19 protein-coding genes and 2 pseudogenes are annotated in these 25436 nt (G+C 39.8%); 10 read left to right on the top strand and 11 right to left on the bottom strand.

Going from position 1 to position 25436, the window contains the following annotated elements:
- The first annotated feature begins 19 nt into the window (after positions 1-19).
- The gene (locus FD724_RS15780) at positions 20-1171 is read left to right on the top strand and encodes an ABC transporter ATP-binding protein (RefSeq protein WP_179073273.1); all 1152 of its coding nucleotides are present in this window, start codon (positions 20-22) and stop codon (positions 1169-1171) included.
- Positions 1172-1281: 110 nt separating this feature from the next.
- Complete coding sequence (locus FD724_RS15775; RefSeq protein WP_199346321.1) at positions 1282-2061, top strand: superoxide dismutase; 780 nt, start codon at positions 1282-1284, stop codon at positions 2059-2061.
- Positions 2062-2155: 94 nt separating this feature from the next.
- Here FD724_RS15775 and rsmG read toward each other — a convergent pair whose 3' ends face one another.
- Together rsmG and FD724_RS15765 are read right to left on the bottom strand one after the other, a co-directional pair.
- Positions 2156-2890: a 16S rRNA (guanine(527)-N(7))-methyltransferase RsmG gene (gene rsmG, locus FD724_RS15770; RefSeq protein WP_179073272.1), complete on the bottom strand. Its 735-nt coding sequence runs from the start codon at positions 2888-2890 to the stop codon at positions 2156-2158.
- Between the two features lie 84 nt (positions 2891-2974).
- Positions 2975-3649, bottom strand: a complete 675-nt coding sequence (locus FD724_RS15765; RefSeq protein ID WP_114080442.1) for an ABC transporter ATP-binding protein — start codon at positions 3647-3649, stop codon at positions 2975-2977.
- A gap of 435 nt (positions 3650-4084) precedes the next feature.
- On the opposite strand from FD724_RS15765, the gene FD724_RS15760 reads away from it, so the two are divergent.
- From FD724_RS15760 to FD724_RS15750, 3 genes are all read left to right on the top strand, one after another.
- Positions 4085-5041, top strand: a complete 957-nt coding sequence (locus tag FD724_RS15760) for a Sll0314/Alr1548 family TPR repeat-containing protein (RefSeq protein WP_114080441.1) — start codon at positions 4085-4087, stop codon at positions 5039-5041.
- Positions 5042-5122: 81 nt separating this feature from the next.
- A complete protein-coding gene (locus FD724_RS15755; RefSeq protein WP_069070833.1) occupies positions 5123-5575 on the top strand; it encodes a DUF3531 family protein in 453 nt (150 codons plus the stop codon).
- Positions 5576-5583: 8 nt separating this feature from the next.
- On the top strand, positions 5584-6015 hold the full coding sequence (locus FD724_RS15750) for an NUDIX hydrolase (protein ID WP_179073271.1): 432 nt from the start codon (positions 5584-5586) through the stop codon (positions 6013-6015).
- 75 nt (positions 6016-6090) lie between these two features.
- On the opposite strand, the pseudogene FD724_RS15745 reads toward FD724_RS15750, so the two are convergent.
- The 7 genes and pseudogenes from FD724_RS15745 to mfd all read right to left on the bottom strand — a co-directional run bounded on the left by FD724_RS15745 (position 6091) and on the right by mfd (position 11811).
- A pseudogene (locus FD724_RS15745) lies at positions 6091-6357 on the bottom strand (hypothetical protein).
- Positions 6354-6572: a hypothetical protein gene (locus tag FD724_RS15740; RefSeq protein ID WP_179073270.1), complete on the bottom strand. Its 219-nt coding sequence runs from the start codon at positions 6570-6572 to the stop codon at positions 6354-6356. Before FD724_RS15740 ends, FD724_RS15745 begins: the two are co-directional and overlap by 4 nt.
- Before the next feature lie 306 nt (positions 6573-6878).
- Complete coding sequence (locus FD724_RS15735; RefSeq protein WP_218651526.1) at positions 6879-7262, bottom strand: hypothetical protein; 384 nt, start codon at positions 7260-7262, stop codon at positions 6879-6881.
- 109 nt (positions 7263-7371) lie between these two features.
- A pseudogene (locus FD724_RS42085) lies at positions 7372-7524 on the bottom strand (TRCF domain-containing protein); the annotation flags it as partial.
- Between the two features lie 11 nt (positions 7525-7535).
- A complete protein-coding gene (locus FD724_RS15725; protein WP_179073267.1) occupies positions 7536-7874 on the bottom strand; it encodes a type II toxin-antitoxin system RelE/ParE family toxin in 339 nt (112 codons plus the stop codon).
- Positions 7858-8121: a hypothetical protein gene (locus FD724_RS15720; protein ID WP_179073266.1), complete on the bottom strand. Its 264-nt coding sequence runs from the start codon at positions 8119-8121 to the stop codon at positions 7858-7860. Before FD724_RS15720 ends, FD724_RS15725 begins: the two co-directional genes overlap by 17 nt.
- A gap of 123 nt (positions 8122-8244) precedes the next feature.
- On the bottom strand, positions 8245-11811 hold the full coding sequence (gene mfd, locus FD724_RS15715; protein ID WP_179073265.1) for a transcription-repair coupling factor: 3567 nt from the start codon (positions 11809-11811) through the stop codon (positions 8245-8247).
- A gap of 240 nt (positions 11812-12051) precedes the next feature.
- On the opposite strand from mfd, the gene FD724_RS15710 reads away from it, so the two are divergent.
- Positions 12052-13380, top strand: coding sequence for a hemolysin family protein (locus FD724_RS15710; protein WP_179073264.1), 1329 nt, complete (start codon positions 12052-12054; stop codon positions 13378-13380).
- 99 nt (positions 13381-13479) lie between these two features.
- Here FD724_RS15710 and FD724_RS15705 read toward each other — a convergent pair whose 3' ends face one another.
- Together FD724_RS15705 and FD724_RS15700 are read right to left on the bottom strand one after the other, a co-directional pair.
- A complete protein-coding gene (locus FD724_RS15705) occupies positions 13480-14661 on the bottom strand; it encodes an aldo/keto reductase (RefSeq protein ID WP_179073263.1) in 1182 nt (393 codons plus the stop codon).
- Positions 14662-15171: 510 nt separating this feature from the next.
- Complete coding sequence (locus tag FD724_RS15700) at positions 15172-17790, bottom strand: amino acid adenylation domain-containing protein (protein WP_179075530.1); 2619 nt, start codon at positions 17788-17790, stop codon at positions 15172-15174.
- A 1696-nt stretch (positions 17791-19486) separates the two neighbouring features.
- Between FD724_RS15700 and FD724_RS15695 the strand changes: the two genes are divergently transcribed.
- The 4 genes from FD724_RS15695 to FD724_RS15680 all read left to right on the top strand — a co-directional run bounded on the left by FD724_RS15695 (position 19487) and on the right by FD724_RS15680 (position 25413).
- The gene (locus FD724_RS15695; protein WP_179073262.1) at positions 19487-20929 is read left to right on the top strand and encodes a sugar transferase; all 1443 of its coding nucleotides are present in this window, start codon (positions 19487-19489) and stop codon (positions 20927-20929) included.
- 512 nt (positions 20930-21441) lie between these two features.
- Complete coding sequence (locus FD724_RS15690; protein ID WP_242060727.1) at positions 21442-22836, top strand: oligosaccharide flippase family protein; 1395 nt, start codon at positions 21442-21444, stop codon at positions 22834-22836.
- 17 nt (positions 22837-22853) lie between these two features.
- Positions 22854-23885, top strand: coding sequence for a glycosyltransferase family 2 protein (locus FD724_RS15685; protein WP_242060726.1), 1032 nt, complete (start codon positions 22854-22856; stop codon positions 23883-23885).
- A 307-nt stretch (positions 23886-24192) separates the two neighbouring features.
- Complete coding sequence (locus tag FD724_RS15680) at positions 24193-25413, top strand: O-antigen ligase (RefSeq protein ID WP_179073260.1); 1221 nt, start codon at positions 24193-24195, stop codon at positions 25411-25413.
- Positions 25414-25436 lie beyond the last annotated feature (23 nt).

The raw sequence follows: 25436 nt of genomic DNA, 5'->3' as shown, positions 1-25436 counted from the left end.
GAAAATATCAAATCAGATAATGGCAAATGTTCGTCTAGAAGATATTAAGCGTAGATTCAATAATGTCACCGCGATCGAGGACATTACCTTTGAAATTCCTGATGGCGAGTTTTGGGTTTTAGTTGGGCCATCGGGTTGTGGTAAGTCTACAATTTTGCGAACGATCGCTGGTTTAGAAACCGCTACATCAGGCAAACTCTTTATTGGCGATCGCTTGGTGAATAATATCCCAGCCAGACAGCGAGATGTGGCGATGGTATTCCAAAACTACGCCCTCTATCCTCACATGAGCGTGGCCCAAAACATCGGCTTTGGCTTGGAAATGCGGAAGGTTGATCGAAAAATCATTCAAGAACGGGTGATGAATGTGGCGCGATCGCTTTCTCTGGATCACTTGCTGGATCGTAAACCCAAACAACTTTCTGGGGGACAGCAACAACGGGTAGCATTAGGAAGAGCGATCGCTCGTGAACCCCAAGTTTTTTTACTTGATGAACCTTTATCTAACTTAGATGCCCAATTACGCGACGATACAAGGGCAGAATTAAAACAGTTACATCAAGAATTAGGAATTACCACAATTTACGTCACCCACGATCAAGTTGAAGCAATGACTTTGGCTGATAAAATAGTCGTGCTAAATCGCGGGCGAATTCAACAAATCGGCGATCCCCAAACTATTTATGCAAGTCCTGCTAATCAGATGGTGGCAAGTTTTTTAGGCAGTCCGCCAATGAATATTTTGCCTGCAATCTATCACAATAACGGTTTTGATGTCAGTGGACAGTTATTAACGATTCCAGCAGTTGTAAAAGAAAAATTACAGTTGCGTCAGGAACACAGTTATGATTTGGGGATTCGTCCAGAGCATATTTTTATTAACGAACCGCCCTCCGGGTTCACAGTCGCCTACGGCGGGAAACCCGCCTACAGCGCTGATTCACCAAGTCGCCAAGAAGAAAATGAGAGTCACCTGATTGTAGAAGTTAAGGTGGTGGAACCTTTGGGAAGAGAAACTTTGATTCGTGCTGGTTTACCTGGTTCGGCGGTGGTGTTGAATATTCAGGTAGGCGCGGATGTGCGTCCCCGTCCAGGCGATCGCCTTTCTCTACAACTTGATTTAAATCACTTGTTTGTATTTGATCCCAAAACTGGCGACAGAATTTTATAAATAGTTTCTTAAACTGCCAGAAATAATCACAATTCCCAATTTTTTGTAGCCAAAATCTAAGAAAATAAAAACTGCAATAGAGACTTAATTGATTAGCTGCAAAAAGTTATATGGCTATTAATCGACGCAATTTCTTGTTTTTACTTACAGCCGGTACGGGTGCTTTTGCATTAGATGCTTGTGCATCAGCAGAGAAATCTCCAAATGGAAATACTGCAACTCCTGAAACAACACCAAATACTCCACTAAATAAAACATCCGATAAAACAGGTGCTATCCAACTACCGCCTTTAGCTTACGCCTACGAAGCACTTGAACCACACATCGATGCTAAAACGATGCAGTTTCACCATGATAAACACCATGCAACTTATGTAAAAAACTTGAATGCAGCGTTAGATAAACACCCAGAACTCAAAGGCAAAACTATTGAAGAACTGTTGCAGAAACTTGACACTGTACCACAAGATATTCGCAGAACAGTACGCAATAATGGCGGTGGTCATGTAAACCACTCAATGTTCTGGGAAATTATGAAGCCAAAAGGCGGGGGAGAACCAACAGGAAATATAGCCTCTGCAATTAATCAAAGTTTTGGTAGTTTTGCAGCTTTCAAAAAACAGTTTAATGAAGCTGGTGCTAGCCGTTTTGGTAGTGGTTGGGTTTGGCTAGTGCGTAATAAAGGTGGCAAGTTAGAAGTGACAACTACAGCTAACCAAGATAGTCCCTTAAGTACAGGTAAATATCCCATTTTAGGTAATGACGTATGGGAACACGCATATTATCTCAATTACCAGAATCGCCGCGCCGATTATTTAGATGCTTGGTGGAATGTGGTTAATTGGGATGAGATTAACAAGCGTTTTGCAGCAGCCAGTAAACTTGCTTAAACATTGGGATATTGATATTCCACTCCTATCAAATTAATTCATAATTTTAACCAGTGGAAACTTGCACTCTTTCTAATTACGAATTACGAATTAGTCAAAGAGGCTTTTGAGTAGGTACACCAATAGGACGGGGAAACTGAACTGGTGTGGTGGCTACCTTACGCAAATACACACAGTGCCGGATGCTGTGACTCAAGGGTGTTGTAAATTGTTCGATTGATTCAATAACGCCACCCAACAGCTTCACAGCATTCTGCAAAGCTGTTGTTTCATCCTTTGTCCAATTACCGCGATAAATTATGGCTAAACCTCCCTGTTTGAGCAGTGGTAGGGTATACTCTGCACAAACAGAAACCGCCCCTACAGCGCGTATCAGTGCAATATCATAAGCCATTCGATGCTTATAGTACTGACCGATTTCCTCAGCCCTACCAACAAGAGTTTTAGCATTAGTAAGGGCAAGTTCAGTTAATATATTGTCGAGAAAAGTAATTTTTTTCTGAGTGGAATCGAGAAGAGTAATTGTGCAATTAGGTACTGTCATTGCCACTGGAACACCTGGAAAACCTGCACCTGTACCAATATCGATGATAGTGGGAGAAGCTGAGGGTAAATTTCCTGATAATACGGGTAGAATTCCTCGTAGAGAATCCCAGAGATGTTTTTCCCAAAACTCTTGGGGGTCAGTAATGCGAGTTAAATTTAGTTGACGATTACCTTCTAGAATTAACTCATAAAGCCTTTGGAATTGCGCTTGCTGTTGGACAGTTGGTTGCCAATTCAGAGTTTGCTGCCAGATTTCTGCCATTTCAGGCAATAAGTTTGTCATTTGTCATTTGTCATTTGTCATTTGTCATTTTGGATAGGGCATTGGGTATTCTTTTTTCTCCAGTCCCCAGTCCCCAGTCGCCTTTCATACCGATGGTAGAGGTTCTTTGACTTTGGATTCTAGTGTCTTTGGGTCTACTGATTGTAGTTCGCCGTGGTTGAGTGTCCAGCAACGATCTGCGATCGCTAACAGATCCCCAGCATCGTGTGTTACTACCAATAGCGTCCAATCTTGTTTCAGCTTCGCTAATAAATTTACCAGTTGCCGACGCATTGACCAATCTAACCCAGCAGTGGGTTCATCCAATAAGAGTAAATTTGGCTGGCGAATCAATTGCACTGCTAAAGCTAAACGCCTCTGTTGACCACCACTCAAAGCATGGGGAGCAGCAGAAAGCGATAAATGCTCTAATCCCACCTCAGTCAGGGCCTGTCTAACTCGTTCTGACCCTAACTCAGGATGTCCTAAACGCAATTCTTCTAAAATCGAACCACCACAAAAGTGCCGTTCTGGAAACTGAAATACCAACCCAGCTAATTGTTGTAGCTGTTCGGCTACAAGTTCTTGTTCCCGCCAGAAGAGTGCGCCAGTAGTGGGTTCGGCTAATCCTGACAAAATTTCTAATAAAGTACTTTTTCCAGAACCACTGGGGCCGATAATCAGACCTAGCTGCTGGGGTGCTAATTCCAAGTTGATCGATTTAAGAATCGCTGTTGGACACGCTGTGGGGTGATAATTTACATTTCGGAGATAGAGCATTTGTTAAGATTACCAAAAAGTCAGCAAATTACTGATTAGCTACACTGAGAGTACCTGGAAAATTCTGGAAAAATTTATAATGCATTACCTGGATTAACAGCTTAATCTAGCAGCAAGAATCATCCAATTTTTCTCCATTGTGGCAGACTCACCCTGAAAACTTTGGTTATGACGAGCCTGGAAACATGGAAAAATTACCAAAGTCAATCTTTATATAAGAAAATTTTGGTTGAGGCAGAAGCAAGTTAACACTTCGACTCCTTTTGACTGAGCTACCTCGGCTCCCTTCTCTACGAGAGGCTGCGCCAACGACTGCGCTCAGGGCAAGCCGCTCGGCACAAGTCAAGGCAAGTCGCTCAGTGTAAAAATTAATCATTTTTTGCATTCTAAGTAACACATACAACTATTTCAACCGCAATTATTCTGAGGGTTAAAATGACTAAAAGGTTTTCTTCGCCTCGATTACTAGTGCCAACCAGACTTAATGCTTTTGCTCAGACTGCTTTTGGTGCTGCGTTCGCCTTTGGCGTTGTCCCTTGGGCAATCGCACTTAATCTGTGGGTAAATCCCTCTCTGGCTGGCGATCCGTTTCGCAATAACGAACCTCATCAAATTGGCGACCAAACAGAAGCAGCTTTTAAAGCGATTTTCCAGCAGGGTAACTATCCAGCAGCAGAGCGTTATTTAGAACAAGCAATATCTAAAGAACCAAATGAACCTCTAGCTTATGCGATGAAGGCATCTTTGGCATACGGAAATAAGGATTGGGCTAAACTTGCCACCTACAGTCAGAAAACTCTAGAAACCGGACAAAAACTGGTTCCCAACGATCCATTGCGTGGTAATTTATACACTGCTGTTGGTCATTTTTTAGAAGGAGCAATAATTATCACCCGTGAGGGTACAGTCAACGGTGTGCCGCAAGCTTTTAGTAGGCTGCGGCAAGTTTATGAATATTTAGATAAAGCCGAAGCAATTTCTGCCAACGATCCAGAACTGAATTTAATCAAGGGTTATATGGATTTGTTGTTGGCGGTTAATTTGCCTTTTGCTAGTCCCGATCAGTCAATTGGACGCTTAGAAAAAAATGCCGCTCCTGGGTATCTCGTTGATCGCGGTATTGCTCTTGCTTACCGGGATTTAAAAAGGTATCCGCAGGCACTAGAATATGTCAACCGCGCGATCAAAACCACATCCGATAATCCAGAAATTTATTATCTCAAAGCCCAAATCCTGAAAGAACTGGGGCAAAAAGAAAAAAGCCAGCAGATGATTCGGGAAGCGATCACTAATTTTGACAAAGCATTAACTAAAAAATCCCAACTCCCAAGCGATTTAGTCAAACAAATTGAGAGTGAACGCAAAAATGCTGCTAGCCTTAACAATCCTTAGCCCCAATTCCCAATTCCCCATTCCCCATACCCTACTTTGATATGCTTATTTGCAGAACAGTAATTGAGATATTAGACCAAAATGGAAATTCAGTTCCGCGAGATTAATCCTTTTGATATGTGGATTTGGCTGAAATTCAGTACAAATCCTTCTGCACGTGAAAAACAGTATGTAGAAGAAGTTTTCAATTCCTGGTTTTATCTAGGTAAATTGGGCGCATTTAACGCAGAGAATCTTCAGGTGCAGGACACTGGACTCGATATCAGCTACATGAATTATGATGAGCAAGGGTATGACAAAAGCTTGCTAGCACTGATGCACAACATTGGTGAGTTTGAATATGAGGGACAGTGGGGACGTTGTTGGTTTGACTTAGGAACCAGTGATGCGATCGCATTAGATATCTTAATCAACGCTCTCACCCAGCTAAGTCAGGAATACGTCACCATTGAAGAATTGTACATCGGTGGCGAAAATCCAGATTGGCCTATTGAGGATAGCGAAAGTCGTCCTCAGTCTATTTATGATAATTAGTTATAAAAATGAATAAAGCAGGTGAAATTAGGGTAATAGCCTTGGGGCTAATTCGGGATGGCGAACGCATATTTGTTTCTGAAGGCTATGATCCCGTAGAGCAAGAAACATTTTATCGGGCTTTAGGCGGTGGTGTTGATTTTGGCGAAGCCAGCCACGCCGCCTTAGAACGAGAGTTTCAAGAGGAAATTCAGGCAGACTTAACGAATATTAAATATCTAGGTTGTATAGAGAACCTGTTTACATTTAATGGTAGGCAAGGTCATGAAATCATTCAGCTTTATCAATGTGACTTTGTTGATTCAAAATTTTATCAACTGGAAAGTCTAGTTTTTTCAGAATCACAACATCATAAACATAAAGCGTTATGGATAGATATCTCTCGCTTTAAATCTGGTGAATTACGATTAGTACCTGAAGTATTTTTTGAATATTTATAAATCATTTGAAAATTTCAACTTCATGGTAAGCGCTCATCTTTTGATCCAAATGGAGTATGCGATCGCGCTGCGTCGCTACAACTGAGAGAGCAACTTGTCATACTCTGCGTGTGAACCAAGCCAAAACCAAATAACAGTCTCCATCTAACTGTCCAACCGCTCGATAATTTTTGCTAATCCGTGCTGAATAAATCGGTAATTCTGTTGAACTTTTTTGAAGCGCAAGCTTGGATGGCTCGGATCTTGTTTGAAAAGGCGATATGCTTCACGGGTTTGCTCTTGAACTTGCCCAGGTAGATCAGCAAACCCTTGACGAAACTGAGCAGTTATACGTGACTTCACAATTTATCTGGATCTAACTCTTGGGTTTTACCTACACGGTATTCAGCCATTGCCTCGGCTGCAAGTTTGGCAAGCATATCTGGAGAACGGGCAAAAGCTTCATCCCAACGGCGTTCATCTTCTAGTTCTGCCAAAATCATCGCTGCGATCACATCTTGTTCATTGGCAGGTAAATTTTTTAGTTTAGCGATCGCTTGTTCAAGTAGCTCAGTCATAGCTGTTAATCGTTACGAAAGTCATACTATAAATTATCTCTGCTCTTTAAATTTCAAGTATGTCCAGCAAATTATAGTCATTTATTCTCACTTTTTTTAAATCTAAATATTCTTGATACGTTTTGAGATTGTGTTGCTCAACATCTCTAACAAATCCTTTTTTCTCGCTGTTAATTTTTCTCATCAAAGTTATCGAACCAGCACTGAGTTAGAAATCAATTTCCCCAATTTGAGTAACTTTTTCAGACAGCCCACCTTTACGGTTTACCTGCTTTAATTTCCCGCTTTTAGAAAGATGGTTTAACTTCAGAGATAAAGTCTCTTCTTGTTCTCCAAAAAATATTCGCAATAATGATAAATTCTAAATCCATAATCTGCTAGATATACAGATGAATCTTCTAAATTATTATGTTGTTTGATCCTCTGAATGCATTCATCAAGTAAGTCTGCCATACGATCGCAAACAAACTGACATATATCTACATACTCTAGTCGATTTTTTGGAAAGTAGTCAATCTGAGAATAAAAAGAAACTGCTGAACCAGATATTCGATATCCCCACACAACAACTTCTACCTCATCCTCCCAAGAATCAGGACGTTTAATTTGATTTCCGTACATATCGGTACTATCAAAAATACCCTCAATACGAAGGTATATTGGGACAATGTGAAACTTTTCTTTTTCCATCGTTGGTTGTCTGCGCTATGGAAACTTAGATGCCTAATCTCTCACAGACAAAACTAACTCACCACCGAAATTACACAGATAACAGCGATGATAAATTCGCCGCCAATCAATTCCAAGCTGGTTCCTCCATCGGCGTTTCTAAAACGACGTGCTGCTTGTTTTCTGGTTTAATGCGGCTAAATCCAAGTTTTTTCGCTAACTGTTTGAGTTCTATGACTCGCAAAAGTTGATTTGCAGAGACTGGTAAACTACTATAGCGATCGCCTTGAAATCCTAAACTCCACCTTCTAACTCCTCTAGGTCATCTACAGTCAGTGGTGCTTGGCCACTGTGGCGCACATACAATACATTAACTGTAGTACCTCGAATCGTAAAAATTACTCGGGATACATTTTTGGCTTTTCCATAAAGAAGTTGACGTACTTCTTCTGGAAAAATTTCATGTTCGACTGCTAAAGCACAACGTTGGGGCTTCTCTTGTAGGCTAGCAATAGCATTCATCAATCCTCGAAACCAACGATCAGCAAATTCAGGATTCCGCTCTCGATACCAGCGATAAGCTTGCTCAATCTGAGTTTCTGCGATTGGGGTAATATCAACCTGAAATGCCATACTTTTGCTGCATTTCTTGGACGAAATCTCCAATGGGCCGAGTTTGACCAGCGTTAAGTTCCTCAAAACCTTGTCCAATTCCAGCAATTGTCTCCAATTGATCAATCAGTTGACGTAATTTGGTAGGGTCGATTTTGCCAGTATCTAGAAAGGTGACGAGGACTTGAGAGCGATCGCTAATATCTTGCGGTAGCTGGGTGAGGTGAATTTGTCCATCCTGATAAATGCCTTCGACAGTTTTTATCATGAGTTGAAGTTGGGTTGGTATTTCCTTTAATTCTACTAACTATACTCAAAGGGCCGGATCTAGAATTCCCGCCTGCTAAAAATGACATAGGTTTTCATTTGATTAATAATCTTTTTCTCCCAATCAAATAACAGCCGCCTCTGGAATCGCACCTTGCATTCTCCCGAAAGCATCAATCAAATTCTGCAATTGTTGATCTGCTTTAAAAACTCCTAACCCGCGCACCGTGACTTTACCTGGAGAATACACAAAGCGCGTCTTGAGATTGTCTGGTAAATTCGCCGCCAACAAATTCCAAGCGGGTTCCTCCATCGGCGTTTCTAAAACAACGTGCTGCTTTTGTTCTGGTTTAATGCGGCTAAATCCGAGTTTTTTCGCTAGCTGTTTGAGTTCCATGACTCGCAAAAGTTGATTTGCAGGCACTGGTAAAGTACCATAGCGATCGCTCCACTCGGCTGCAATCTGGTTTAATTCTGATTTCGATTTAGCTGTGGCCACCGCCCGATATGCACTCATCTTTTGATCCAAGTCGGTAATGTAATCTGCTGGGATAAATGCCGTCAGGTTGAGGTCAATCTGAGTATCCTCCACTTTCGGAATTTCTTGTCCTCGGATTTCCCGAATTGCTTCTTCTAGCATTTCCATGTATAAATCAAAGCCGATGGCATCCATTTGACCGGATTGTTCTGCACCTAACAAGTTACCTACACCTCTGATTTCCATGTCGCGCATCGCTAGCTGATATCCAGAACCTAGCTGAGTAAATTCTTGAATTGCTCGTAATCGTTGCCGTGCTGCATCAGATAATTGCCGTTGCTTGGGATAAAATAACCAAGCATGAGCTTGGATACCTGCACGTCCCACACGACCGCGTAATTGATACAGTTGTGCCAAACCAAAGCGGTGAGCATCTTCAATCAAAATGGTGTTGACTCGCGGAATATCTAAGCCAGATTCAATAATTGTTGTACAAACAAGGATGTCTGCATCACCATTACTGAAAGTGAGCATGGTTGATTCTAACTCGCTTTCATCCATTTGACCGTGAGCGATCGCAAATCTAGCTCCCGGTATCACTTCTCGTAAATTGGCTGTGGTTTCTTCAATCCCGTCCACTCGCGGAACTACATAAAAAACCTGTCCACCTCTATCTAATTCTTGACGAATTGCACTGCGGATACTTTCAGAATTTATCGGTGACAGATGGGTTTTAATCGCTCGTCTAGTTGGGGGTGGTGTAGTAATTAAACTCATTTCCCGAATTCCCGACAAGGACATATACAAAGTCCGGGGAATGGGTGTGGCGGAGAGCGTAAGCACGTCCACTTGAGTTTTCAGGCTTTTAATTTTTTCTTTCTGGTTTACCCCAAACCTCTGTTCTTCATCCACCACCAACAGTCCTAAATCCCGGAACATCACACCTTTACCCAAAAGTTGCTGTGTACCAACAACTACATCTAATTCACCAGTTGCCAATCGCTTTTGAATATCGCGGCGTTCTTCAGCCGAACGAAAACGGTTGAGCAAACCGACATTCACGGGGTAAGGTGCAAAACGTTCCTTGAGTGTATGGTAATGCTGCTGTGTTAAAATTGTCGTTGGCGCAAGGAGTGCCACTTGTTTACCGGCGGTGACTGCTTTGAAAATAGCACGAATCGCCACTTCCGTCTTTCCAAAACCGACATCGCCACAAACTAAGCGATCCATTGGGCGATCGCTTTCCATGTCGCGTTTCACATCTTGTACAGCTTTGAGTTGATCCGTTGTGGGTTGGTAGGGGAAAGAATCTTCCAACTCTTCCTGCCAAGGCATATCACCTGGAAAGCTAAAACCTTGTTGTTGCGATCGCGCTGCATACAGTTTTAACAAGTCCACCGCCAATTTTCTGATGGCTTTGCGGACTTTATTCTTGGTATTTTCCCAAGCTTTACCGGTCATCCTGTTGAGTTCCGGTGCTTTATCACCTCCGGCGCGAAACCGAGATAAAGCACCCACTTGATCGGCGGCAACTCTTAATAACCCATCAGCATACTGCACCGCCAAATAATCACGGGTTTCGTTATTAATCGTCAAACTTTCCAGCTTGACAAATTTGCCAACACCATGATTTCTGTGAACTACATAATCACCTGGACGCAGCTTATTGGGATCAACTTGCTTAGAAGTAGCTTTGTGGCGCTTGCGGATATAGCCGGGAGTCGCCAAGGAATGCTGCCCAAAAAATTCTCGATCTGTAACGATTACTATTCGGTATGTCGGCAGAATAAAACCTTCGAGTTCCGCAAGACCAGAATATTTTAGGGCTATGGGAATATGGTTAATTTGCAGCTTATCTATCGCTTGGTAGTCGCGGGGATTGGGGATAAACTGGGCTGGACAATCATGTTCTTGCAACAGCGATACAGAACGCGAAGGTTGAGCAGAAAGCAGCCAGATTGAGAAATTGCGATCGCGTTCTTGACGGATGGTTTCAGCTAGTTTAGCAAACTGGTGCGGTGTGACTGGAAGCGATCGGCTTGAAAGATTGATCCCACTATTTTCCTCTGACAGTTCCGATAAATATAGTGTTTTAAATTTGGCAATGTCAGCCAAACACTCATCAAACGATCGGTGAATTTTCGGCAATGTTAGGGGAGTGGGGGTAGATTCCTCCCCATTCCCTATTCCCAGTTCCCTATTCCCTACTCCCCATTGTTCCTCAGCATTTTCGACCCAGCGATCGCTATGAGCATGGCACTGTTCTGGCTCATCAATAGCAATCAATGTATTTTCTGATAGGTAATTTAGCAGAGATGCTGGTTGCTCAAAAGCCAACCCCAAAAAGCGACGACTACCCTCCAACAATGATGAGTTTTCAGTGCTAAGTTCAGAGTCAGAATTTAACTCAGCACTCACCACTCGGAACTCAGCACTCTTCAGTGCCGCCATGACGATAGGAGCAAAGCTAGTAGGGGTAAGAATTAACCGATCAACTTTATCGAGTGCCGAACGTTGAGTTGCAGGGTCAAATTCCCGCATTTGCTCGATTTCATCGCCAAACCATTCCAACCTGACTGGAAACTCAGATGAAACTGGGAAAACATCAACAATATCACCCCGTCGGCTCCATTGTCCTTCCATTTCCACCAGAGGTACTCGTTCATACCCCAGAATCGTGATTTTCTCACTGAAGGCATTTAAGTCTAATTCCATCCCCCGCTTCAAGGTAAGACAGAATTCCCCAAAAGCTTCTGGTGGTGGCAAATGTGGTTGCAGTGCCCCTTGAGTAGCCACAATTGCCATCTTGGGTAACTGAGAATTAGGAATTGGGATCTGGTTTTCTTCCCCACTCCCCATTCCCCATTCCCCATTCCCCATACTTAAATCTGCCAATACCTGCATTTGCCCCCAACTCATCTCAGTTTCCGGGTCAAAAGGTTCGTAGGGAGAAGCCTCGGAGGTGGGATAAAAATGTACTGTTTGCCATCCCATTGCCTCCAGTTGTGCATAAACTCGTCCAGCTTCTTCCAGTGTGGCGCAAACTACGAACAAATTCTTACCCTGAGACTGCGCCAATGCCGAAGCAACCAAACCCTTGGGCAATCGAGAAATGCCATTTAACCGCAATTCTTGTTGTCGGTTTAGCTTAGAAATAAATTCAGTGGTGAGCGGCGATCGCGCTAAGGCACGCACAATAGAAGAAAATGACATAAGTACAACTAGCGGTGGGAGTCTTTGTGAGTCAGAAAATTTTGAGGCAGTTTATGTCAACTATTTTAAAAGTGTTGACAGCCTTCTTATTCTTTCGGTGGAAGAATAATGCACAGCAACTAATAGACTTAAGAACTATAACTATTACTTTGTGTACAGTAAAAGCATTTATAGAAGCACCTTTAATACTAGATACTAGGTATTGAGCTACATTCGCTCTGATAAGCGGCAATTTTAAACATGTCTCCCATCACTTTTGAAATTTTAATCATTTTGGTGCTAATTATTGCCAATGGCGTGTTTTCTATGTCTGAGATGGCAATTGTCTCAGCGCGGAAAGTCAGGCTACAACAGCTTGCCAATCAAGGAGATGCCAAGGCTAGGGTAGCATTGACACTCGCTGAATCTCCAAATCATTTCCTGTCAACCGTTCAAGTAGGTATTTCCCTAATCGGTATCCTGACTGGTGCTTTTGGAGGAGCAACAATTGCCAACCGACTGGCAGTCTATGTAAAACTTGTGCCTTTGTTAGCACCTTATAGCGAACCGATATCTTTTGGAATAGTCGTTTTGATCATTACCTATTTGTCGCTGATTGTTGGCGAATTGGTACCAAAGCGTCTGGCATTAAATAATCCAGAAAGGATTGCCTCGATTGTAGCGATTCCGATGCAAGCCTTGGCAGCGATCGCTTCTCCAGTAGTCTTTCTATTAAGTGCTTCTACAGATTTAATCCTGCGAGTGCTGGGAATAACAGCTTCTACCGAGCCGCAAGTCACCGAAGAAGAAATAAAAATCTTAATTGAGCAAGGCACTGAGGCGGGAACTTTTGAGGAAGCCGAACAGGATATGGTAGAGCGAGTTTTTCGTTTAGGCGATCGCCCCGTCAGCTACTTAATGACACCCCGTCCCGATATCGTCTGGTTAGACTTAGAAGACACTGCCGAAGAAAATCGCCAAAAAATGGTTGAGAGTGCCTATTCTCGCTATCCAGTGTGTCAGGCGGGACTTGACAACGTGCTGGGTGTAATACCTGTCACCGACTTATTAGCCAGGAGTTTCCGAGGAGAAGCGCTAGACTTAACAGTGGGCTTGCGACAGCCCGTATTCGTGCCAGAAAGTACCCGTGGATTGAAAGTTTTGGAATTGTTCAAGCAAACCATTACTCACATGGCATTAGTAGTGGATGAATACGGCGTAATTCAAGGATTAGTTACTCTCAACGACATCATGAGCGAAATCGTCGGTGATGTTCCTTCAACAGATGGGCAGGATCAACCCCAAGCTGTGCAACGCGAAGATGGTTCCTGGCTTTTGGATGGGATGTTACCTGTAGAGGAGTTTTTAGAACTTTTTGGCATGGAAGAGTGGGAATCCGAGGAACGCGGCAGTTATCAAACCTTGGGCGGTTTTGTCATCACCCATTTAGGTCGTATTCCTGCCGCAGCCGATCATTTTGAATGGCAAAGTATGCGAATTGAAGTGATGGATATGGATGGGAACCGCGTTGACAAAGTGCTAGTGGTACCGAAAGCAACTAAATCACCAGATACAAAAAAATCTGACTAGCGATCGTTGTGGAGTTAGGAGACGCGATTAATCGCGTCTGTACAGGAGTTAGGAGTTATTTTATTTCTCGCCAATTCCCAATGCCCAAGGCCCAATTCATCAAGTCTTAGATAGACGTTTGACCGCTTTACCCGCCAACATCTGATGCGCTTGCTCCAGAAATTGGGGGATTTTATCGGCATGAGGATTGCGGGCAAGACATTGCTGCAAGTTTAATTCCTCTAACCGATCCGCTTTATTACCAGGAAACCAGTGACCGCCATCACCAAGTAGGTTGTAGCGCATTTTGCCATAATCTACCAGGTCGTAGGCGATCGCTAAATTCCGCAGCCACAAAATCACCCGAATGTTGACCTCACCAGGGGTTTGCTCGTAAGTTGGTAGATTTGTTTCCCAGGATTTTACCCAATCTTCTCCCAAAGTAGCGATCGCTTCTTCTTCCAACCTTGCTAAGATGGGCGGCAAAATTTCTGATGCCCGATCTACTAATTCTAAAGTCTTCAGGTGTTCATCAAAATCTTGTGGTTTTGCTGCTCCCACACTCAGAGTATGCACCTCTTGATGACTCAAACAAAACAAATCATTAAACACCATTGGACTCAAAGGAGCGCAAAGATTCACTAATTTTTGTGGAGGTTCATACAACAAACCTCCTTTATTAGATGGACTAATGATAAACACCCCCATATCGTGGCGTTTAGCTGCTTCAATTGCCGCCCAATTCCATTGATTAATGTAGTACCAGTGCAGGTTCACGTAATCAAATAGATTGGTATTAATTGTCTGCACAATTATATCTGTTGATCCGTGTGTGGAAAAACCAATAAATCTAACTTTTCCTTCTGCTTGCAACTGCTGTGCTACTTCCAAGCAACCACCGGGACGGATGCTATAGTCTAATGACTCAGTATGGTTGATACCGTGCAATCCCAGTAGATCGACATAATCTAGCTGAAGATTTTTCAAGGATTGTTCAAATGTCTCGCGGAATTCTTTCGCATCTTCCTTGGGACTGATTTTGGTTTGAACAATCAACTTTTCACGGGGAAGCTGGGGTAGAACTCTTCCCAATTGCATTTCGGAAGTGCCATAACCACGAGCAGTTTCAATATGATTAATCCCAACCTCCACCGCCCTTCTAATCGTCGCTTCCAGATTTGCCTGGTTATCAGCAGGAATTTCATTATCGTGGACATCCTGCCACTTAAACTGATATCTCATGCCACCGCAGGAAAACACTGGCATCTGTAATTCTGTGCGTCCAAACCGTCTATATAGCATCAGTAGATTGTGGATTGTTTACCAACATAAATAAAAAACGACAGTCATCCAAGCCTACAGTGCCACAATAAATACCTCTGTTCAATCAGTGGCACTAGCAAGATTCATCGCATATTAAATTGGTCAGGTCTTTTGGTTATTGGACTGCGACCAGTATTCCCGTTCCACAGAATAATTATCTCATCCTAGTTACCACTAACAAGCAATTTTTCCGTTATTCTCCCAATTTGTGTTTAGACTAAAAAACGACAAAATTACCCAGCATTACTGAGTTGAGACTCCCAAAATCTAGATATAGCGGTTCTCAATTGCCAAGAAGCAAGTGGTGTGAAGGTGAGCGATCGCAGCAGTGGAGTATTTTTGTATCTCACAAACGTGAAATTTGCTCTATAAGTCGAAGAGTTAAGCCGATTTTGGCACTTGTTTCTTTGATTTTATAATGCTTTATTTGACCCCAGTCCAAAATCCAAAATTACTTGACTTCTCTTGCAAAGGTAGTAGGTTGTCAAATTAATTATTTGGAGACTGCGCTTGGATTAAGCAATTTCTCAATGTTTCGGCTAACACCTGTACATGCGGTTCATTAAATAGATTATGGTGAGATCCAGAAATGTAATGGATATCTAATCCTCCAGCAACTAGGTCGCCCCAGCCGAATTGAGGATCGTATTGTGTCCCTATAGTATCGTCCCGACTCTGATCGTCTGTTCGCAAGAGAACAGCTCGACCAAGGTAAGGTGAAAAGATATATTCACTGATGGCTTGAGTGTTAGCATCCATAATCTTTAAGTGGTTGTCATTTGCAGGGAAATCAATTATCCCTTGCAAGTAACGCTGATATGTCTTTTCGAGACGCTGCGTACTCCAATAAATCCATTTCACAAGTCTTTGCCAAAAGTAGACAGGTCCTTGTTGAGCTATATTATTTAAATGCAAAAAAACTCGCTTCATAAATGGTGCCCGCCAACTATAACCTGGACGGCAACTATCAAGCATAACTAAAATACCAACTTGTTGACCTTGCTCCTGGAGTTGCCTAGCCATCTCAAAAGCAACTACACCCCCAAAAGAATAACCTCCCAGAAAATAAGGTCCATTGGGTTGAATGGTCTGGATTTCTTGAATGTAATGAGTTGCCATGTCTTCTATCCGCGTATACAAGGGCTGTTTTCCATCTAGTCCTTGTGGCTGTAGTCCATAGAATGGTTGGTCTAACCCCAAATGCAATACTAATTCACGGAAACACAAGACTTCTCCACCGAGTCCGTGAATACAGAAAAAAGGTGGCTTGGAACCATAGGGTTGAATTTCTACCAGGGATGACCAGCTAGATTTTGATTTGTCTAAGGTATTTACTGAAGCCAAGTTTATTGCTAAATCTTCTTCTTGACAGATTATTTTGGCTAGAGCCTCTACAGTCCCAGACTGAAAGAGAATAGCAAGAGGAAGATTTTTACTAAATATCTTCTCAATTTGCCAAAATAGTTTTACTGCCAAGATGGAGTTTCCTCCTATCTCAAAGAAGTTATCCTTTACGCCAATGGGTTGGACACCTAAAATCTGTTCCCAAATCTGTGTTATCTTGCGCTCCACTTCATTACGAGGAGCAACAAAGGTAACTTCCGATTCTTGTCTTGATAAATCGGGTGCAGGTAAAGCATGGCGGTCTATTTTACCATTAGGGTTTAATGGTAAGGTGTCCAAAAATACAAAGTAAGCAGGCACCATATATTCAGGTAGCTGACTTTGCAAGAAGCGACGTAATTCAACTCGACTAGGAATTTGCTCTGCATTGGCAACAACATAAGCCACAAGTTGTTTGTCACCATTAATATCCTCTCTAGCAATGACGAGAGTCTGTGTCAGTGCAGGATGTTGGTCTAATATGGCTTCAATTTCTCCCAATTCAATTCGGAAGCCACGAATCTTGACTTGGTAGTCAATGCGACCAATAAACTCGATATTCCCATCGCTTAAGTAACGTGCCAAGTCCCCAGTTTTGTAAAGACGTGCCCCAGGTTCAGAGCTAAAAGGATTGAAAATAAACTTATCTATGGTCAATTCTGGACGGTTAAGATAGCCTCGCGCCAAACCAATACCGCCAATGTGCAGTTCACCTGATTCACCAACAGGCACAGGCTGCAAATTTTCATCAAGGATGTGAATCTCTGCATTGGCCACGGGGCGACCTATGGGAGCAATGGTAGAATTAGTGCCGCGCTGACAAGTCCAGAAAGTGGTATCAATAGAGGCTTCTGTCGGGCCATAGCAATTATGGAGAACATTGTCCAAATCCAGTTTGGCAAAAAAGCGTTCTATGAGTTCGCCAGGCAAAGCTTCACCACCACAGGTAATATGCCTCAGAAATGAGCAATTCTCAATTTCCTTTTCTTCTAGTAAGACACGCAGTATAGAAGGTACTAAGGCCAAGACAGTGATTTGCTGCTCAGTAATGACCTTTACAAGGTATGCAGTGTCTTGATGTCCACCAGGGCGAGCCATGATCAATTGCCCTCCGAAGCACAATGGCCAGAATATCTGCCACACTGAGGGATCGAAGCTAAAAGAAATAGTCAGTAAAACCTTATCTGCCTGAGTTAATCTAAAGGTTGTTTGCCGCCAGTAGAGTTGGTTGCGGATACCACGGTGAGGGATCATAACACCCTTGGGCTGTCCTGTAGAACCAGATGTGTAAATTACGTAGATAAGATTATCATCTGTCGTTTTATTTACAGGATTTTCTTGACTGTTTTGAATATTTCCTTGCCAATTTGAATCGAGACAAACCACCTGTGCTTCATGCGGTGGCAAGTTCTTGAGCAATTTTTCTTGGGTTAACAATACTGGTGTCTGAGTGTCTTTCAATATGAAGGCTAAACGCTCTGAGGGATATGCCGGATCTAAAGGTACGTAAGCACCTCCAGCTTTGAGAATTCCCAGTAGTCCTACTATCATCTCCAAGGAGCGCTCTAGGCAAATGCCCACAAGTACTTCAGGACCAACGCCTAAAGCACGTAGGTGATGTGCTAGTTGATTAGCCTGCTGATTTAGCTGCCAATAAGTAAGTTGTGTATTTTCAAACATTACAGCAATGGACTGGGGCGATCGCTCAACTTGCATCTCAAACATTTGATGGATGCACAAATCCTGATGATGATCTACTTCAGTATCATTCCATTCCTGTATAACTTGAGTATCGAGGATATTAGTTAAGGTGTTTAAGGGAATATTTTGCTTATATTCTGAAATTTGGCTATTTATCTGCATTTTCTATGTACCAACTCCATAAGGAGATGCCATTGTTTTAATTTATTTATTCTTTATTGTATATGCGTTTATATCAAATCCTATACGAGGCTATACATTAAGTATTTCAGCATAGAAGTCCGAAATTGCATAAACACAACCTAGCTTCGCTTCGGAGGTGAGACGCTGGGCCAAAAGTTTCTAGGTTTTCGTACACAGGCAAATCATATAAATTTTCAAATATAATTTGTATTTAAATCTGTAGATAATCGATTTGTACTTAACATAACGATCGCCATTTTTAACAAATATTTAATTCAAAGCGGTAACTTTTAAATACCAATCAAAGTAAAAATATCATTATTCATTTTTTTAGGTATAGCAATAGATCGGCACTTTTTACACCTTTTATTTTAGTTAACAAATTAAACTTTTTTGCTTTACAAGATATAAACTTACGGAAATTAGTACTGACAAAAGTTTATCTTTTTTTTATAGGAATTTGTTAGAGTGAAAAATAATTATTACCGAATCTTCATTGTGTTTCTTTATATGTAAAAATAGTGTGAAGTCATGATTATGATTTGTTTAAATAATTAAGTAGGGGTCATTAGCTGCATATACTAAAAACACATCAGAGAGGAACTGGCGACTCAGGACTATAGCAATCCGAGTTGAAATGTAAGAAAATAAGGAGATTAAAAGTACATGTTTTAAGCTATTTTAGCGATTTCCTTCATACAAAGTGGCGTAATATTTTTTACTTGATGCTACCATCCTCAAATCAGGTCTCCATAAAAACATATCATTGGCATAAAGATAATGTAGGAAAAAAGGCTTAGAAGGTGAAACTATCTATAAATGCAGATATAACAAGACTCACAGATAGATTTTGTTCATTTATTAGAATTTATTGCCGTTAATCTGTTACAAAATTCTCTAAAGATAACCATGAGACTTGACACAAGTTCAAGCAAGAAATAATTTTTGTAAAGTTTTGTAACAATATTCAAACTTTTGATGCGTTTAGTTATATGTTATGTATGTAAGTATTGCTAATTAAGTAATTATGCGTAAAAAACAGAGAACTTCTAAGCAAAGCTAAATTCATTTAGCTAGATATGCTACAGTAGTTCCCGAAGGAACATAATTGTCTCATAGAAGTAAAACTCTGCAATGGAACTGTAATAACTCAGTTCAACTGTTACGCCCTTTCAAAAGCCTAATATTTTTGCCTGACCTATTTAATTATTAATGTCATGTCAGGAATTTTATTAAACTATAAGAAGTTAACTTACCAAAAAATCATTTTCTTACGCTCAAAGCTCAAAATATCCAGACTAAACTGAATCTTGACCTGCAACAAAAGCTAAATATCTGGGTAGTAAATTTCCTCAAACCGATCCTGGAATATGCTTTTGATAGAGAAATTCAAGTTACTCCGAACAAAATAGTTAGTAATATTTAGGCTACAAAGAACAGGTTTCTTTGAAATAAAAATGTGTGATATCTCATTTGTCTTAATATTAAGTTTTGAGCAAATTTCATCAAATTTTACATATACCAAGTGTTCCTCAGTATGAGTAATCAAAGCATTACAACAAATAAATTCAGTGAAGTACCTTTGGATTTACGTGCATCTGCATCTGTAAGGGTACGCAAAGGTTCATGGTGGTTGAGATTAATAACATTGTTTCTGGTAGACTATACTCTTTTATCCTTAGCTTGGATTTTTGCTGGATACAAATCTTTTTATGGTAATTTTTCTTGGGATATACCTAGTCATTACTTACCGATTTTAATAACTATTGGTATTCAAATAGGATCGCTAGCTATAGAAGGTATTTATAGGGAAGGTCAAAAACGCTATGACTATTTGAACATTATTAAATCGCTAAGTTTTGCTCATGGACTAATAATATTTGCTTGTTTTTTGTATCAACCGGTTGTTGATATTACACGCCCAAAATTAATATTGTTATCTTGGCTTCTAAGTATATTATTTATTTGTACTGGAAGATATGGTGTAAATATTACTTTGGAATATCTCCGTAAGCAGAAAAAAATAGTTCGTTCTTCTGTCTTCATTATTTGTGATCCTCAAGACCATGATCAGATTGCTAGCTTTATTAAAAAAGAAAAGCACTATATTGTATCCGGAACTGCTCATGCTAATTCATTAGACAGATATCAGCGTCAAAAAACATTGAATCAACTCAATGAATTAGGTGTAACAGAGGTTTTTATATCTTGGGATGCTCTAAAAAATAGAATGTTTTTATGCTGGTTATTTCAAGCATCTGGTATTCAAGTACATATTTTACCGATGGAATTAAAACCAATTTATAAAAACATAGAATTTAATAAAATAGGTGGAATGCCTTGTCTGAGTTTGGATTGTCCGATAATTACAGGTAAGGATTTTTGGATAAAACGTACTTGTGATTTCTGTTTTGCAACTTTATTTGTAATGTTATCATTTCCGATTTATATAGCTATAGCTATAGCTATAAAACTGGACTCTCCTGGAACAGTATTTTACAGGCAAACCCGTATAGGTCTACATGGGCAACAATTCAAAGTATGGAAATTCAGAACTATGAGGTCTGATGCAGAAAAATTACAGAAAGAATTAGAAGCTTTAAATGAAACGAAAGATGGGATTATCTTTAAAATAAAAGATGACCCTCGTATTACTCGCATTGGAAAATTTCTTCGGCGTTATAGTTTAGACGAATTACCTCAACTTTTTAACGTTATCTTTGGAGAAATGAGTATAGTAGGCCCCCGTCCGTTACCTACTAGAGATGTAGACAAGTTTTCTGAACATCATTTTATTAGACATGAAGTTTTACCTGGTATTACAGGTCTTTGGCAAGTCTCCGGTCGCTCAGACATTGTAGATTTTGAACAAGTGATAAATCTTGATCTGAACTATATTGAAAATTGGTCTCTTGGGTTGGACTTTGAAATTTTACTCAAAACAGTTATGGTGGTTTTGAAAAAAGAAGGTGCCTACTAAGCTTTAAATTTGATCGACTTTCTCAATTTTTCTTGAAGGCATCAATATTCATCGTAAAACCTTAGTGATCCGGCAGTTTTATTTTAATCAAATTCAATGATAAGCATTAACATGGAAAAAGTTTTTGCTACTAAGCTAGGTTTTTTGTCGGATCAAGAAAACCTGGTTACTAATTTTCGATAAGGTTGAGCTAAGGTCAAACAAAAAAACAAAATTAGAAAAGACAGTAAGAACTATAATGGTTACGTGTTGATATGTATGATTATTGCAACTTGCAGTGTAATTTCTTGCGGATTAAAGTGAGCTTTTTCTAGTTTTGTAACAGTCTGAAAGTACAAATTAAATATTTATGCATGGAATCAAGTATAAAAACTTCTGAAGATATATCCATACATATCCAAAAAGATCAGTTTATAAAATACATGGGTATTTAGTGATTTAAAACGAATTAAGCTGAATTAATAATTTTAAGAATGCTAGAAAAGTATAAACTTATAAGTAATTCCCTTTCAATGATAGTAAATCGGTTAGCACAAAGCATTACGGCCTTTGTATTGACCGCTGCTATCGCTCGCACTTTAGGAGCTGAGGCTTTAGGTCAGTATCTATTAGCGTATAGCTACTACTTTATATTTGTAGGCATAGCTTCACAGGGGCTAAAGATATTATTTACAAGAGAACTAGCCCGTGAGCCAGAAAAAACACCAGTTTATTTAATGAGTGGTACGTGGCTACAGTTAATATTTAGTTTCTTCAGTTATGGGGCACTAGTGGTTGTAGTCTTTTTACTTCCATATAGCTCAAAAACCTCCACAGTTTGCTATATCATGGGCTTGACGATAATTCCCTTTGCACTTTCCAATATCACGGAGGCAATTTTTCAAGCCATAGAAAAGATGCATTTGATTGCCATTGCTACAGTTCCAGTGTATGTCCTACGCCTACTAATAATGATCTGGGCAATACAATTGAAGTATGGAATTGAATATTTGGGAGCGATACTATTTTTTTCGGAAACACTAATTCTGGTAATTGAATGGATTATTATAACACGCTTTGTCAGAATCAAATGGCAGATTGATGGTGATTTTGTATGGAATACAATTAAAACTGCACGGACATTTTTTGCTATTGAAGCAATAGCTGTAATAAGTAGCAGAATTCAAATCTTAATTCTTTCATTGCTAGGAAATGAGTTTTTAGTAGGTCTTTTTGGTGGAATTGCACAACTGCTGCAACCATTTTTGATTATTGCCAATAGTATAATTGTAGCAATGTTTCCGAGACTATCCCAAGTAGTAGATAAAGGATGGAAAAAGCAGCAGCAGATAGCTGAAAGCTTTATCGAAATTCTACTAGCTATGGGATTACCGTTGTTCCTTGGATTGTTATTTTTTGGCAAAGATTTACTGGTTTTTGTTTATGATTCTAGCTTTGCTCAAGGAAGTCTAGCGCTGAGTATAACTGCCATATCACTACTTTTCTTGCCTTTCATACGGACGCTCTGCTATCTACTTGTAGCCAACCATTTTGAGATAGTTAACCTGCGTGAAGTGGTTATCACAACTATATTAGGAAGTTTGGCAGGTATAGCATTAGTTTCGCAATATCAGTTACTAGGTGCAGCTATAATGTCATTGCTAATGACTATTCTTGGATTTAGTCAGTATGTTTACTTCACCTATACCCTCTTATTCCCATTAAATTTATGGATAATTATTCGCCGTCCTCTTACGATCAGCAGTTTAATGATAGTTGTATTCTTAATTTTAAAAGGACTTAACTTAGAATTTTTATCAACTCTAATTATTGCGACTTGCTCTTATATTTTATTTATAATTTTTATAAGTTTTCATGCTTTAGGTGGAATTAATATTATAAAAGAAAAACTTTTAAGGAAGGGATAAAATCTAAATGGCGAGCAATGTTTATAAAAGAGGAAAATTTCCAAATTATAAATATAGCAATGAATATTGAATGTCTTCAAGCAACAAACAAAAAATTAACAATGATAAATGAAAGCAACCAAACGATAGTCAGCGTGGTGATTCCTACACGCAATAGACCAAAAATTGTTACTAGAGGTGTCATAACCGCATTAACTCAAACGCTGCAATCAATTGAAGTGATTGTGATAATAGACGGACCAGATCAGGAAACAGCCAATGTACTATCTGAGATAGCCGATGCAAGATTGAGAGTGATAGAACTACCGAAAAATGTTGGACCATCTGGTGCTAGAAATGCTGGTGTGAGAGAAGCTAAGGGCACTTGGATCGCTTTTTTAGATGATGATGATGAATGGCTTCCAGAAAAACTGGAGCGTCAACTTGAAGTAGCAAATAATTCCCAGTATGATTTTCCACTTGTTGCCAGTCGTTTCATTTCCCAGACTCAAAAAGGTGAGTTTATTTGTCCTAGAAGGCTACCTAACCTCTCTGAACCTTTAAGTGAATATCTTTTTGCGCGTAACTCCTTTTTTAAAGGAGAAGGCTCTATACAAACCTCAACTATTTTCGTGAAAAAAGAGTTAGTGCAAAAAATGCCTTTAGAAGAAAAATTTTATAGACATGAGGATTGGGAGTGGTTGCTTAGGGTTAGTGCTATGGAAGGTGTAGGAGTAGAGTTTGTACCTGAGGCTATGTCAATCTGGCATTCAGACTTGGGAATCGAGCGCTTAAGCAACATAAATGACTGGCAATATTCGTTGGATTGGATTCGTTCCACCCGCAATTTAGTAACCCCAAAGGCTTACTCAGGTTTTATTGTAACAATTACAACTCCTTCTGCCTCCTCCGTAGGCGATTGGAAAGCCTTCTTTCCTTTGTTGTGGGAAGCTATACGCTGGGGCAAGCTCCGACCAATTGATATATTCCTGTACTTAACTATGTGGTTTTTCCCTCAACAATTAAGACAGAAAGTTCGCTCTGTTTTTACCAAGAATTTCAAAACATAAGAGGCTCTTCAAAATAGAAAGGCAGAAGGTAGAAGATAACAAGAATTACAAAAAAAAACTTGAAGCGTGAATTTCAAAACCACTAAAAAAGGAAATTGTGGCTATAACTATAGCGCGAGACGCAAAACATATTTTCTAAAATTATAGGTTTTTAAGCCTAACTTGTTTCCCAAAAATATAGCCACTTCATCAAAGGTGACTAAAATAGAAACAGATAGTAAAGTATTTTTCAAAATTAACTGATACTGCTAATCAAAACTTTGATAATTTGTTTAATATATACAATAATACTGGTATTTTATAAGCAATGAGGAAATTTTTTATTTTTGCTGAACAATTAATTACAGCTACTTGTTTAATGATCTATTCAGGCAGCCCAATAGATGCGCTTCTAACGGAAGGCTTTACCGTCAAACAAGATGATAGAATCATATTTAGGTTGCTTTTCACTTTTACTTATATAGTTACCCTTTGCTTAATTACTCTGCGTTGGAAGAAGGTTACTTACGTCTTTAGTAGAGATAAATTTATTTGGATATTACTCTTAGTTTGTGTACTTTCTAGTTTTTGGTCTATAGACTCAGATACTACTATACGTCGTGTTTTTGGACTTACAGGAACAATGCTGTTTGGGCTTTATTTAGCTTCACGCTACACCTTAAAACAACAGCTCAAGTTATGTGCATATATGCTTGGCATCTCAGCAGTACTGTGTTTCTTATTTGTTTTCTTCATACCACAATTTGGGATCGATCCTGCATTTAATAGTTGGCGAGGAATATACCCGCAGAAAAATGTTCTCGGTAAGACATTTGTACTTAGTGGCGCAGTATTTTTCTTTCTTGCCATGACTAATCGAGAAAATCACTGGGTTTTATGGCTTGGCTATGTTACTTCTGGATTACTTGTATTTTTATCAAAATCAACAACATCTATAGGTAATTTTATAATTATTACATTTGCTTTTTTTATATATTATCGAATTTTAACTTTAAAGTATAAATTAATGATACCTATTTTAACATTACTATCTACCATTGGCATAACTTTTTATATCTGGTTTATCTCACAAGCTGATACAGTTCTAGGTTCAGTAGGTAAAGATACAACACTCACTGGGCGTTCAGAATTATGGACTGCTGTCTTGGAGATGATTGCCAAAAAACCGTGGCTGGGATATGGGTATGGCGCATTCTGGATTGAGCAGAATGGTTATTCTGCTAGTGTTATAGAAACGATACAATGGAATGCTCCTAATGCTCACAATGGTTTTCTCGATCTCTGGGTAGCGTTGGGTCTACTAGGAATCTTGGTTTTTGCAATTGGGTTTGTTGTTAATTTATTAAGAGCCATATATTTAATTCGGCGGGAGCAAACATCTGAAAATTTATGGCTGTTAGTTTATCTTACCTTTATTATCCTTTCAAATATAACTGAAACCTCCTTATTAGAGCAAAATAGTCTTGAATGGATACTTTATGTATCAGCAATATTATCAAGCAAAGTTCCTACACGAACAAATCTCTAAAAATAGAATCAATATAATTCCTC

Origin of the sequence: Nostoc sp. C057, from assembly GCF_013393925.1 — a bacterium.
GTDB lineage: Bacteria > Cyanobacteriota > Cyanobacteriia > Cyanobacteriales > Nostocaceae > Nostoc > Nostoc muscorum_A.
This window is presented reverse-complemented; position numbering and strand designations above follow the sequence as displayed.

What these genes read in the sequence shown, in the direction of transcription:
- FD724_RS15780 (WP_179073273.1), top strand. Translation starts at nt 20, where the DNA reads ATGGCAAATGTTCGTCTAGAAGATATTAAGCGTAGATTCAATAATGTC.
- FD724_RS15775 (WP_199346321.1), top strand. Translation starts at nt 1,282, where the DNA reads ATGGCTATTAATCGACGCAATTTCTTGTTTTTACTTACAGCCGGTACG.
- rsmG (WP_179073272.1), bottom strand. Translation starts at nt 2,890, where the DNA reads ATGACAAACTTATTGCCTGAAATGGCAGAAATCTGGCAGCAAACTCTG.
- FD724_RS15765 (WP_114080442.1), bottom strand. Translation starts at nt 3,649, where the DNA reads ATGCTCTATCTCCGAAATGTAAATTATCACCCCACAGCGTGTCCAACA.
- FD724_RS15760 (WP_114080441.1), top strand. Translation starts at nt 4,085, where the DNA reads ATGACTAAAAGGTTTTCTTCGCCTCGATTACTAGTGCCAACCAGACTT.
- FD724_RS15755 (WP_069070833.1), top strand. Translation starts at nt 5,123, where the DNA reads ATGGAAATTCAGTTCCGCGAGATTAATCCTTTTGATATGTGGATTTGG.
- FD724_RS15750 (WP_179073271.1), top strand. Translation starts at nt 5,584, where the DNA reads ATGAATAAAGCAGGTGAAATTAGGGTAATAGCCTTGGGGCTAATTCGG.
- FD724_RS15740 (WP_179073270.1), bottom strand. Translation starts at nt 6,572, where the DNA reads ATGACTGAGCTACTTGAACAAGCGATCGCTAAACTAAAAAATTTACCT.
- FD724_RS15735 (WP_218651526.1), bottom strand. Translation starts at nt 7,262, where the DNA reads ATGGAAAAAGAAAAGTTTCACATTGTCCCAATATACCTTCGTATTGAG.
- FD724_RS15725 (WP_179073267.1), bottom strand. Translation starts at nt 7,874, where the DNA reads ATGGCATTTCAGGTTGATATTACCCCAATCGCAGAAACTCAGATTGAG.
- FD724_RS15720 (WP_179073266.1), bottom strand. Translation starts at nt 8,121, where the DNA reads ATGATAAAAACTGTCGAAGGCATTTATCAGGATGGACAAATTCACCTC.
- mfd (WP_179073265.1), bottom strand. Translation starts at nt 11,811, where the DNA reads ATGTCATTTTCTTCTATTGTGCGTGCCTTAGCGCGATCGCCGCTCACC.
- FD724_RS15710 (WP_179073264.1), top strand. Translation starts at nt 12,052, where the DNA reads ATGTCTCCCATCACTTTTGAAATTTTAATCATTTTGGTGCTAATTATT.
- FD724_RS15705 (WP_179073263.1), bottom strand. Translation starts at nt 14,661, where the DNA reads ATGCTATATAGACGGTTTGGACGCACAGAATTACAGATGCCAGTGTTT.
- FD724_RS15700 (WP_179075530.1), bottom strand. Translation starts at nt 17,790, where the DNA reads ATGTTTGAGATGCAAGTTGAGCGATCGCCCCAGTCCATTGCTGTAATG.
- FD724_RS15695 (WP_179073262.1), top strand. Translation starts at nt 19,487, where the DNA reads ATGAGTAATCAAAGCATTACAACAAATAAATTCAGTGAAGTACCTTTG.
- FD724_RS15690 (WP_242060727.1), top strand. Translation starts at nt 21,442, where the DNA reads ATGATAGTAAATCGGTTAGCACAAAGCATTACGGCCTTTGTATTGACC.
- FD724_RS15685 (WP_242060726.1), top strand. Translation starts at nt 22,854, where the DNA reads ATGTTTATAAAAGAGGAAAATTTCCAAATTATAAATATAGCAATGAAT.
- FD724_RS15680 (WP_179073260.1), top strand. Translation starts at nt 24,193, where the DNA reads ATGAGGAAATTTTTTATTTTTGCTGAACAATTAATTACAGCTACTTGT.